This window comes from Bifidobacterium adolescentis ATCC 15703 (assembly GCF_000010425.1).
Lineage (GTDB): Bacteria > Actinomycetota > Actinomycetes > Actinomycetales > Bifidobacteriaceae > Bifidobacterium > Bifidobacterium adolescentis.
Map to the genome: position 1 here is coordinate 1412686 of NC_008618.1, position 11525 is coordinate 1424210.

The following is an 11525-nucleotide window of genomic DNA, read 5'->3' on the forward strand; positions in this document are numbered from 1 at the left end:
TCGGTTTCCGCTTGGCGACTATTGCACATCCTTGAATTCGATAGTCCAGTTCTTCGCGTCGTCGCCAAGCACATTGCGCACATACTGCTCTAGAATAGTCCACGCGCGAGCTTCGGCTTGGGCAAGCAACGCCGAATCGGTTTTCGCCTGCTTCAGCATGCTTTGCTGGGCCTTATCAAACATTTCCGTTTTCTCTTCGGCGGTAATCGAAGTGGCGAAACCAGTGCTCACCAGCGGTTTGCTGAACGACTTCTCATTTACGTCCGGATCATCCAACACGTGAGCTGGAGGCACGGTAATGATTACTTTATGACCGTTGGCATCTGGACTAATTGTTACTTTATCGGCATCAATACCGTACTTCACGATGCCACTGTATTCCATCCACATACGTTTGTAGCCATTATTGAAAAACCACGATCCCTCATGACTGAGCTTGGCCGTGTTGTGGTAATAACATTTTAATGTGGCCATCTGTGCGATATACGTGGCATTCGAGAAAGTTGGGATAGCTTCTTTCTTTTCCTCGCCGCACCCTACAGCAGAACATGCAAGCGTAGCAACACATAATGCGGCAATCGCACGTTTCATGGAACGATTATTCGTCAGCATGCGCGGTCTCCTTAGTGAGCTTTACGGTCTCGGCCTTCTGCAATTTGTATCCTTTTGCTTCCACGAGATCCTTGGTCAACGCATCCACAGTTTGTTCAAGATTGCTGGCAGCAATAGAAATAATGTCTCCGTTTGTCTTGGTTTCCTGTTGCGCATCCTGCTTGCAAAGCTTGATCACCTCATCAATTTCAACGGACGGATTGTTCTCGAAAAAGTCGAGGCTGCCGCTATCAACCACGACGTCCCCAATAGTCGGCTTCGGCAGAATCGGAGTGACGGTCTTCGCGGTATCGTCCACTTCGAACGTGATATCGCTCATCTTGACGCCAGCAGTCACCGTCGCCTCATATGCAACATGCCACTTGTCCTTACCAGCATTGTCTTTCTTTACAGCAACACCGCCATAATGGAATTTCGCGGTCGATAGATCGTCGATATTCACAGCCGCCTGCAACTGGCTTTCCACACTGATGGTAGATTCGGTCCTTGCATTGTCAAAAACAGGTTTAACGACACCGTTCCACACAAACAGGACAACTGCAACAGTGACAATTGCCGCAACAGCGCCAAACAACACCTTACGCAACTTTTTTGCACTGAGATCGCCGAACAACCTATCGCAAAGACCGCCCCGCCTCCTTCGACTCCCGTCATTTCTCGCCAACGCACATTCCTTTCACGGTTCTCTTCCGTCAACAATTCTATCCCCGCACGCAAATACATAGGGACGTCACAAACGTCTCAGGAAATAATACGGGGAAGCCCATCTCGTGGAATGATTATCGGAAATAATCCGATATTTGATGACGTTTCATCATAATGAAAATGCCCGCCATGTCTTCCTGCAAGGCAGGACAGCACACATACCACTTACTACTTCCACGCCGGCTTAAACATTCGGATGGGATACTCAAAAGAGCGTGGAAGAGGCGACCTGCTATTCAGCACACGAAATGCTGCAGCCGAACGTACAATGGTCGCCCCATGTCTTCGCTATTCGGCGATACCGTTTTTGGACTAAATCAGCCAATCGGTCACGTCCTTCTCGGAAACAGATTCCGAGAAACGGTGCCCGGTAAGCCATGTACCGCTGCCTGCCATTTTCTGGAGCGTGGATGCACTGTTGCCGATATCGGAGCTGGCGGAAGTGCAGAACGGAATGATCGTCTTACCTGCGAAATCGTTGGATTTGACGGAATCGTTCACCAGCCAAACAGGTGCCATCCACCAAATCGGGAAGCCCAGATACACAGTGCTGCCGGCACCGACCATGTCATGGACCGGAATCATTCGCGGCCGGCACGTTCCTTGACATAACCGACGAAGCGGTCGACCGCCTCAGGGGTGTCGTGGCGAAAGAACATGCTGGTCTTGGTGTCAAGGCCCGCGATGGTTGCCATCTCGCTGTCGGAGAGCCGGAAATCGAAAATGTTCAGGTTTTCTTCCATGCGCTCCTTGTGCGTGGACTTGGGCAGAGCAACGATGTCGCGCTGGGTGAGCCAACGCAGGATCACCTGCGCGACGGACTTGCCATGCGCCTCGCCGATCCTGGCCAGGGTGGGATTGGAGAACATGTTCTGCATGCCCTCCCCGAACGGAGCCCATGCTTCCTGAGCCACGCCCCGCTTGACCATGTTCTTGCGAGCTTCGATCTGCTGGTTGAGCGGATTAGTCTCGACCTGATCGACCATCGGGGCGATCTCATTGAAGGCGACCATATCGGCCAGACGATCCGGATAGAAGTTACTCACGCCGATGGCGCGGATCACGCCGTCCTTGTAGAGCTTTTCGAGTGCACGCCACGCGCCGTAGGTATCGGAAAACGGCTGGTGCAGTAACACCAGATCGAGATAGTCGGTGCCAAGCTTCTTCAAGGACACATCGACGGACCTCAGCGTGTTCTCATAGCCGTAATTGCTGATCCAGATCTTGGTAGTGAGGAACAGATCCTTACGATCGATACCGGAATCCTTGATTCCTTGGCCGACTTCGGCCTCGTTGAAGTACGACTGTGCGGTGTCGATATGGCGGTACCCGGTCTCGATGGCCTCGCGCACGCAGCGAGGAGCATCGTCCTTGCTGATCTGGAAGACGCCGTATCCGATCTTCGGAATCTCAATACCGTTGGCAAGTTTCACGTATTCCACTGTTTTTCCTTCCATAAATTCGTCGGTATTCAGTGCCGGCATGTATGCCGTTCTGACCCCCACGATAAAATCCGGTAGCTGCTACCGGTCAAATTACGGCACGCCGGTACTATCTACCGGTATTAATAACCGGAAATGTGACATGATAGGTACAAACAAAAAGAACAATGCGCCTCAAGCCCGACCCCATCCGGCGGCACCCGCCGAACGTCCTGCCGCGCAGCGTCCGAAAGGAGCCACGTATGGCAATCACGGCAGTGCCACTCCATAAGAACATGAAAACCTATACGATGAAGCAGGCCTGCAAACTAACCGGCATGAATTACGAAGCATTGAAGTTCTATTGCAATTCAGGACTCGTGCCCGGTCTCAAACGAGACCAGAACAACCGACGCGTCTTCGACGAGCGATGCATCGCATGGATCAACGGCCTGACATGCCTCAAACGCTGCGGTCTGGGCATCAAGGAGATGCGGCACTACACGCAACTCTGTCTTAAAGGTGAGTCATCGATACCGGAACGTCAGGAAATCCTTGCCGAAAAACGCGAGCATCTGGAGACGCAACTGGAGGAACTGCGTAAAGCCATCGCATACATCGATGAAAAACAGCGCTTCTACGCCGACGTGACTGCCGGCAGGACGGCATACTGCAGCAACGTCATCGACACGACGCAAAGCGACTGACTGCGTTCCGTAGGTGATTTTTGCGTTCCGTAGGCGGTCAGCTTCGAATCCGGACACGAGCAAACGCCTAATTCCAGGCATCTCGCCGATGCTTATCCGGCAGCAACCACCTACGGAAGCCCAAAATCACCTACGGAATCGCGCCTGTCAAGGGACGCAGATAGATTAACCACTGTTGTAAACATGCGGGGGTGCTTGATGTCCAAGTCCATCAAGCTGAGATAGGCATGAACGCCTGACCCTTTGAACCTGTTGGTTAGGACCAACGTAGGGAGCAGATCATGAGCGATGACCCATCCACCAATGACGCACTCGGCACATTGCGTGCCGCCATCAAACAAGCCGTCACGGACGTGCGCGGGCAGACACCATTGGCGCAGTCGTTCACCAATTTCGTAACCATCAATCTGGTGGCCAACGCGCAGCTCGCCGCGGGCGGCACCGCGGCCATGAGCTATCTGCCGGATGACGTGATCGCCACCGCCGAAATCGCAGGATCCAATTACATCAACGTGGGAACGTTGCTGCCGTTCTTCAAGAACGCGCTGCCCGAGATCGCGCGCAAGCTACATGAGAACGGCAAAACCTGGGTGCTCGATCCGGTCGCGGCCGGCATCGGCGAGACACGCACCGCCATCCTCGAATCGTTCCGTGACGTTCCGCCGACCATCGTGCGCGGCAACGCCAGCGAGATCATCGCGCTCGACGCGATGTGGGGACTCGCCGACGCCGACAGCACCACGCCCGCGACCCGTCCCGCCGGCGTGGAAGCCGTCGATGAGGTCGATGCCGCGGTCGACGCGGCCAAGCGTCTCGCCCGCCATCTGGCGAAGCGCTCCCCCGTTGGAGCAGGCGCGGTCGCGGTGTCCGGCGCGGTTGATCTGGTGACCGACGGCGAGCGCACGTTCCGCCTGCCCGGAGGCAGCGCGATGATGACGAAGATCACCGGCGCCGGCTGTTCGCTCGGCGGCGTGACCGCAACGTATCTTGCCGTGGCCGAGCCGCTGGTCGCCGCCCTTGCCGCGTCGCTGCTGTATGATCGTGCGTCCGAAATCGCCGAAGTCAAATCCGATGGCCCCGGTTCGTTCCAGGTGGCGCTGCTCGACGCGCTGTGGAACGTCACCGCCGACCAGGTGGCCGCGTCCGACATCATCGAAACCAACTGACCGCAACGTTCCGTGGATGGTTTCGCACCATCGCAATCGTATATACGGAATATATACGTTCAGTGCGGTGCGACGGAAAATAAACGGAAAATAACAAGACTTCTTCTGGAGCACTTACCCAAAGAACAACAAAGGGGAGACCAATGAATAATTATCCATTCGCCTCGATGCGCGACTGCTTTGATATGAGCGCGTATTTCGTGGTCGGTCCGCAGGATTGCAAGGGCCGGCCGGTGACGGATGTGGTGGATGACGCGTTGCGTGGGGGCGCGACGTTCATCCAATTGCGCGCCAAGAACGCGGATGCGAAGGATATCACCGAAATGGCCCGCGATATCGCGCAGGTCATCAAGAACAGCGGCAAGTCCGATTCCGTGGCGTTTGTGATCGACGACCGCGTGGATGTGGTGTGGCAGGCGCGCGACAAGGGCATCAAGGTGGATGGCGTGCATATCGGCCAGACCGATATGGAACCGCAGGAGGCTCGCGCGCTGCTCGGCGAGGATGCCATCGTGGGCCTGTCCGCCGAGACCGAAAGTCTGGTGAAGCTTATCAACGAGCTGCCGAGCGGCTGCATCGACTACATCGGCGCCGGCCCGCTACATGTGTCCACCACCAAGCCGGAGGCTTCCGTGGGCGGCAACGACGGTTCCGGGCACACGCTTGACGAGGAACAGATCAACGCGATTTGCGCGGCGAGCGAGTTCCCGGTAGTGGTCGGCGGCGGCGTACATGCCGACGATATGGAGATGCTGGCCCGTTCGAAGGCGGCCGGCTGGTTCGTGGTGTCCGCGATCGCCGGTGCCGACGATCCGGAAGCGGCCACCCGCGAAATGGTGACGCGCTGGAAGGCGGTGCGCGGCGACGCGAAGCACGGCTATGCGCCGCGTGTGAAGTAGTCCGTCGTACAGGAAATCGACAAGCCCGCTGAGATGAGCGAGAAGTTCCGCAAAGGTGGTTCTACACTGTATCAGTGAGCTCAGTGAAGATAATCAATGAATCAGTGAGCCTAATAAGGAGAGTTACCATGACCAGCACATTGCCACCGGTATTGAGCATCGCAGGATCGGATTCGTCCGGCGGTGCCGGCATTCAGGCGGATTTGAAGACCATGCTCGCCAACGGCGTGTTCGGCATGACCGCGATCGCGGCGCTGACCGCGCAGAACACCACCGGCGTGACGATGGTCACCAACACTCCCCCGGAAATGCTTGCGGCGCAGATCGACGCGGTGTTCGAAGACATTCCGCCGGTGGCGGTGAAGATTGGCATGGTGTCCAGCGCCGAGCTCATCACCGTGATCGCCGACCGTCTGACCGCGCACAACGCGAAGAACGTGGTGCTCGACCCGGTGATGGTGGCCACGTCCGGCGCGAAGCTCATCGAGGATGATGCCATCGCGGCGCTGACGTCCAAACTGTTCCCGCTGGCCACTGTGATCACGCCGAACATGCCGGAGACCCAGGTACTGTGCGACTTGGCCGTAGAGCAGGGTGCGGGCGCAATCGACTATGAGAACGGCGAATCCATCTCCACCGAGAACGACATGGTGACCGCAGGTCATCTGCTCGCCGGCCATTTCGGCTGCGCGGTGCTCGTCAAGGGCGGCCACGGCACGCATGACGCGAGTGACGTGCTTGTCGAGCCGGATGGCAAGATCACCTGGTTCCGTTCCCGTCGCATCAACAACCCGAACACGCACGGCACCGGCTGCACACTGTCTTCCGCCATCGCCAGCCATTTGGCTCTTGGCGAGGCGCTGCCGACGGCCGTCGACCATGCCAAGCTGTACCTGACCGGCGCTTTGGAAGCGCAGCTCGATCTTGGACATGGTTCCGGTCCGATGGACCACGCGTGGAAGTGGCGTTGAGCCAAGCCACGCGAACCACGGCAACCGTTGGAACAGTACAACAAGTAATCGCACGAAAACACACGAGACAACGCTGAGAAAGGTAATCATGACGCTCGATCGCAACGCAGAAAAGCAGGAAGTGCCCGTCAATCCGGAAACCGGCAAACCGTATATCAACACGCTTGCCGCAGTAGCCATCTCCCCCGCCGGCGCCAGCCCGGAGAAGTCCACGTACGTGGCGCAGGCCGTGGATGTGATCCGTGAATCCGGCCTGCCGAACGAGACGAACGCCATGTTCACCAACATCGAAGGAGACATCGACGATGTGCTCAAGGTGATCCGCGACGCTACCATGAAGCTCGCCGGCCAGGGATACCGCACCGACGTGGTGATCCGTCTCGACATCCGCCCCGGTTTCGAAGGACAGATCCACGCCAAGCAGGAACTGGTAAACGAGATTCTGTCGAAATAACCCCCTTTACAGTGGTGAAACGAAACCATTCCATGTAAAAAAGCGCGCTTTTTCTTGGCAAAAGCGCGCTTTTCGCGTTTATTTGGGTATAGTGTTGCGATTATGACGACAATGAAGGAAATCGCCGAACAAACGGGGGTATCCATCTCCACTGTATCCCTGGTGCTCAACGGACGCGACGAAGGCAGGGTAAATCCCGCGCTCGCCAAACTCGTACGCAACAAAGCGACCGAGCTCGGGTACAAGATCAATCCGTTGGCGCGAAGCCTGCGTACCAACAAAACCCGAATCCTCGGCTTCATCAGCGAGGAAGTTGCCACCACACCATACGCAGGCGGCATCATTCTGGGCGCGCAGGATGCGGCCAGTGCCTACGGCTACATGCTGTTCACAGTCAGCACCGACGGCAAGGCGAGCGAGGAGAACGAAATCGCCACGTTGAAACGATACGGCGTGGATGGATTCTTCTATTCGAAGATGTCGAACCGCATCGCGCATGTGCCTGAATCGTTGAGCGATTATCCCGTGGTGATGGTGGACGCCACCGATTATGAGAACAAGGTTCCCAGCGTCGAGCCCGACGAGTTCATGATCGGCTATGACGCCACGATACGGTTGCTGCAGGCCGATTGCAAACGTATCGCGTACGTGGGTTGCGCGGAAAACATGATCGCGCAGGACGGTCGTCTTGCCGGCTACTGCACCGCGTTGCAGGAGGCCGGACGTGCGTTCAACCCATCGCTGGTATGCAACGTAATGAACGACGGTCCAGCTTTACGCGCCGTGAACAAGTTGTTCGACGACGAGCATCCGGACGGCTTCTTCTGCTTCAATGATGCGCGCGCCTGGTATGTGTACGAATGCGCGGCAAGAAGAGGGCTTACGGTAGGCAAGGATATTTCCGTGGTCGGCGTGGACAACCACCGCGTGTTCGCAGAGACACTTGAACCGCAGCTGACCACCGTCGAACTGCCACATTACGAAATGGGCTATTGGTCAGCCTGCAAGCTGATTTCCATGATTGAAGGCAAGGATGTGGATACCAGTTCATGTCCATCCGCCAGAGCTTCCCTGCCGCCGCTTGATGCGCCGATTCCGGCGAAGATCCACTGCGCATTGTTGGAAAAAGATTCCGTCATATCCTGATTTTTCTGTTTTTACAACGATTCAAATGCTTACGATTGTTCGCACAGCCATTTTCTATACATGAAAATTGTGCGTTTGTTCACGACACGCCGAATAAAGCAATCGTGCCAACAGTCCGCCAGCAGTTGATTCAGGCTTAATTTCAACTATCCGCAAATCCTTACAAACGTTTGACGTCAAACGATTGACGTCAAACGATTGACGAAGCAGTTGCAACATGCTATCTTGAAGCCATGTTCGCTTTTCGGCACGGCAGCTGAAATCAGAGCAGGCGCAAGCCAAAACAACATCGGAAGCGATCGCTGCCGCGCGGCAGCGGCAGCGCGAAGAGAAAAAGAGAATCAAAATGGCAAGCAAAACACGTTCTGTATGGAAGAATCCTTCCTATCTGCAGAGCTCCTTCGGCATTTTCATGTTCTTCTGTTCCTGGGGCATCTGGTGGTCCTTCTTCTCCCGCTGGCTCACTGACCCGACCCACGGTCTGGGCATGAGCTCCGCGGAACAGGGCCAGATCTACTCCATCAACTCCTTGGCCACCCTGGTCATCATGTTCGTTTACGGCACCATTCAGGACCAGCTGGGCATTAAGCGTAAGCTCGTGATCTTCATCTCTGCGGTCGCTGCATGCGTTGGCCCGTTCGTGCAGTTCGTGTACCAGCCGATGCTGACCGCCGGCGGCACCACCCGATTCATCGGCGTGCTTCTCGGCTCCATCGTGCTGTCCGCAGGCTTCATGGCCGGCTGCTCCCTGTTCGAAGCCATCACCGAACGTTACTCCCGTAAGTTCGGCTTCGAATACGGCCAGTCCCGCGCTTGGGGCTCCTTCGGCTACGCTGTCGTGGCACTGTGCGCAGGCTTCCTGTTCAACATCAACCCGCTGCTGAACTTCTGGGTTGGTTCCATCTGCGGCCTCAGCATGCTGTGCGTCTATGCTTTCTGGGTTCCGGCCGAGCAGAAGGAAGAACTCAAGAAGGAAGCTGATCCGAACGCAACTCCGACCAACCCGTCCTTCAAGGAAATGGTCTCCGTCCTGAAGATGCCGACCCTGTGGGTGCTCATCGTCTTCATGCTGTTCACCAACACCTTCTACACCGTGTTCGATCAGCAGATGTTCCCGAACTACTACGCCTCCCTCTTCCCGACCACCGAAATCGGCAACGCCACCTACGGCACCCTGAACTCCTTCCAGGTGTTCCTTGAGTCCGCCATGATGGGCGTCGTCCCGATCATCATGAAGAAGATCGGCGTGCGTAACTCCCTGCTGCTCGGCGCCACCGTGATGTTCGCCCGTATCGGTCTGTGCGGCGTGTTCCATGACCCGGTCTCCGTCTCCATCGTCAAGCTGTTCCACTCCATCGAGGTACCGCTGTTCTGCCTGCCGGCGTTCCGCTACTTCACCCTGCACTTCGACACGAAGCTGTCTGCCACCCTGTACATGGTTGGTTTCCAGATCGCTTCCCAGGTCGGCCAGGTGATTTTCTCCACCCCGATGGGTGCTCTGCATGATGCCATGGGCGACCGTCCGACCTTCTTCACCATCTCTGCCATCGTGTTTGCGGCTCTGGTCTACGGCTTCTTCGTCATCAAGAAGGATGATCAGGAAGTCGGCGGCGATCCGTTCTACACTGACAAGCAGCTCAAGGCCATGAAGGCCGCTGATGCGGAAGTGAAGGCCTGAGTCTCAGCCCGTACTAAGTCGGCGTACGGCGTCGATGGTGGTCGCAACCTACATCCCTTCTCCCGCGATCATCATCGGTACCGTACGCATCATAACAACAATCGTGGTGTCCGAAGCGTTTCCCTTTTTCCGCTTTGGGCACCATCTTCAAAAAGCTTTTTATCCAACAATTCATAACCCAGATTCAGAAAGGCATTCAACGATGACTGGCTTTACTCCGGACGCACCTGTCCTTCACGAAATCAAGAACCACAGCGAGGAACTCACCAAGGCAGAGGCCGGTGTCGCGGCCTTCGCAGCCAAGCGTAACAACCGCTGGTATCCGAAGTTCCACATCGCATCCAATGGCGGTTGGATCAACGATCCGAACGGCCTGTGCTTCTACAAGGGCCGTTGGCACGTCTTCTACCAGCTGCACCCGTATGGCACCCAGTGGGGTCCGATGCATTGGGGTCACGTCTCCTCCGCCGATATGGTCAATTGGAAGCGTGAGCCGATTATGTTCGCCCCGTCTCTGGAAGAAGAAAAGGACGGCGTCTTCTCTGGCTCCGCAGTGATCGGCGACGATGGCAAGCTCAAGTTCTACTACACCGGCCACCGTTGGGCCAACGGCAAGGACAACACCGGCGGCGACTGGCAGGTACAGATGCTCGCCGAACCAGACAACGATGAGCTGACCAGCGCCACTAAGCGCGGTATGGTCATTGATTGCCCGACCGACAAGGTGAACCACCACTACCGCGACCCGAAGGTCTGGAAGACCGGCGACAAGTGGTACATGACCTTCGGTGTCTCCTCTGCCGAGAAGCGCGGCCAGATGTGGCTGTTCTCCTCCGACGACATGGTCAAGTGGACCTATGAGCAGGTGCTGTTCGAGCATCCGGATTCGAACGTGTTTATGCTTGAGTGCCCGGACTTCTTCCCGATCAAGGACGTCGAAGGCAACGAGAAGTGGGTTATCGGCTTCTCCGCCATGGGTGCCAAGCCGTCCGGCTTCATGAACCGCAACGTCAACAACGCCGGCTACATGATCGGCACTTGGACTCCGGGTGAGCAGTTCAAGCCGGAAACCGAGTTCCGTCTGTGGGATTGCGGCCACAATTACTACGCGCCGCAGTCGTTCAACGACGGCAAGCGTCAGATCGTCTACGGTTGGATGAGCCCGTTCGTCGAGCCGATTCCGATGCAGGACGACGGCTGGTGCGGCAACCTCACCCTGCCGCGTGAGATCACGCTGGGCGCCGACGGCGACCTGCACACCGCGCCGGTGGCCGAAATGGAAGGCCTGCGCGAGGATACCGTCGATTTCGGTGCGATCGATCTGGACGTCAGCGGCGAGAAGACCATTGTGGACGATGCCGAAGCCGTGGAAATCGAAATGACCATCGACCTGGCCAACTCCACCGCCGAGCGTGCCGGCCTGCGTGTCCACGCCACCGAGGATGGCGCCTACACGTCCGTTGCGTATGACGATCAGATCGGCCGCGTGGTGGTCGACCGTCAGGCCAACGCTCAGGGCGATCGCGGCTACCGTACGGCACCGCTGTCCGAAGCCGAACTTGCCGCCGGCGAACTCAAGCTGCGCGTGTACGTGGACCGTGGCTGCGTGGAGGTGTACGTCAACGACGGCCGTCAGGTGCTCAGCTCGTACAGCTACGCGTCCGAAGGTCCGCGCGCCATCAAGCTCGTGGCCGAATCCGGCACGCTCAAGGTCAAGTCCCTGGTGCTTCACCACATGAAGTCCATCGGACTGGAATGATAGACGT

Annotated in this window: 12 protein-coding genes, 1 pseudogene and 1 riboswitch; of the genes and pseudogenes, 8 read left to right on the forward strand and 5 right to left on the reverse strand. The window is 56.9% G+C overall.

Annotation, left to right across the window (positions count from 1 at the left end):
* Positions 1-18 precede the first annotated feature (18 nt).
* From BAD_RS06035 to BAD_RS06050, 4 genes are all read right to left on the reverse strand, one after another.
* Positions 19-612: a DUF4230 domain-containing protein gene (locus tag BAD_RS06035; protein ID WP_229060142.1), complete on the reverse strand. Its 594-nt coding sequence runs from the start codon at positions 610-612 to the stop codon at positions 19-21.
* A complete protein-coding gene (locus tag BAD_RS06040; RefSeq protein ID WP_227561621.1) occupies positions 599-1276 on the reverse strand; it encodes a DUF4230 domain-containing protein in 678 nt (225 codons plus the stop codon). Before BAD_RS06040 ends, BAD_RS06035 begins: the two co-directional genes overlap by 14 nt.
* 353 nt (positions 1277-1629) lie before the next feature.
* Positions 1630-1902 (reverse strand): flavodoxin, encoded by a 273-nt coding sequence (locus BAD_RS06045; protein WP_021913383.1) that lies wholly within the window; start codon positions 1900-1902, stop codon positions 1630-1632.
* The gene (locus tag BAD_RS06050) at positions 1899-2774 is read right to left on the reverse strand and encodes an aldo/keto reductase (RefSeq protein WP_011743476.1); all 876 of its coding nucleotides are present in this window, start codon (positions 2772-2774) and stop codon (positions 1899-1901) included. The genes BAD_RS06045 and BAD_RS06050 overlap by 4 nt, the downstream gene beginning before the upstream one ends.
* A gap of 227 nt (positions 2775-3001) precedes the next feature.
* Between BAD_RS06050 and BAD_RS06055 the strand changes: the two genes are divergently transcribed.
* The 6 genes and pseudogenes from BAD_RS06055 to BAD_RS06080 all read left to right on the forward strand — a co-directional run bounded on the left by BAD_RS06055 (position 3002) and on the right by BAD_RS06080 (position 8081).
* Positions 3002-3445, forward strand: coding sequence for a MerR family transcriptional regulator (locus tag BAD_RS06055; protein WP_041777361.1), 444 nt, complete (start codon positions 3002-3004; stop codon positions 3443-3445).
* Between the two features lie 177 nt (positions 3446-3622).
* Positions 3623-3736: riboswitch (TPP riboswitch) on the forward strand.
* The gene (locus BAD_RS06060) at positions 3727-4611 is read left to right on the forward strand and encodes a hydroxyethylthiazole kinase (RefSeq protein WP_011743478.1); all 885 of its coding nucleotides are present in this window, start codon (positions 3727-3729) and stop codon (positions 4609-4611) included. (Overlaps the previous riboswitch by 10 nt.)
* A 143-nt stretch (positions 4612-4754) precedes the next feature.
* Positions 4755-5504, forward strand: a pseudogene (locus tag BAD_RS06065) (thiamine phosphate synthase); the annotation flags it as partial.
* A gap of 134 nt (positions 5505-5638) precedes the next feature.
* Entirely contained in the window at positions 5639-6481 is an 843-nt protein-coding gene (gene thiD / locus BAD_RS06070; RefSeq protein WP_003810900.1) for a bifunctional hydroxymethylpyrimidine kinase/phosphomethylpyrimidine kinase, read from the forward strand.
* A gap of 88 nt (positions 6482-6569) precedes the next feature.
* The gene (locus tag BAD_RS06075) at positions 6570-6935 is read left to right on the forward strand and encodes a thiamine-binding protein (protein ID WP_003810902.1); all 366 of its coding nucleotides are present in this window, start codon (positions 6570-6572) and stop codon (positions 6933-6935) included.
* 102 nt (positions 6936-7037) lie between these two features.
* Positions 7038-8081 (forward strand): LacI family DNA-binding transcriptional regulator, encoded by a 1044-nt coding sequence (locus tag BAD_RS06080; RefSeq protein WP_011743480.1) that lies wholly within the window; start codon positions 7038-7040, stop codon positions 8079-8081.
* 54 nt (positions 8082-8135) lie between these two features.
* On the opposite strand, the gene BAD_RS09300 is transcribed toward BAD_RS06080, so the two are convergent.
* Positions 8136-8438 (reverse strand): hypothetical protein, encoded by a 303-nt coding sequence (locus tag BAD_RS09300; RefSeq protein ID WP_231836959.1) that lies wholly within the window; start codon positions 8436-8438, stop codon positions 8136-8138.
* On the opposite strand from BAD_RS09300, the gene BAD_RS06085 reads away from it, so the two are divergent.
* The gene (locus BAD_RS06085) at positions 8428-9759 is read left to right on the forward strand and encodes an MFS transporter (RefSeq protein ID WP_041777362.1); all 1332 of its coding nucleotides are present in this window, start codon (positions 8428-8430) and stop codon (positions 9757-9759) included. The genes BAD_RS09300 and BAD_RS06085 overlap by 11 nt on opposite strands.
* Positions 9760-9961: 202 nt before the next feature.
* Positions 9962-11518, forward strand: a complete 1557-nt coding sequence (locus BAD_RS06090; protein ID WP_011743482.1) for a glycoside hydrolase family 32 protein — start codon at positions 9962-9964, stop codon at positions 11516-11518.
* The last annotated feature ends 7 nt before the right edge of the window (positions 11519-11525 follow it).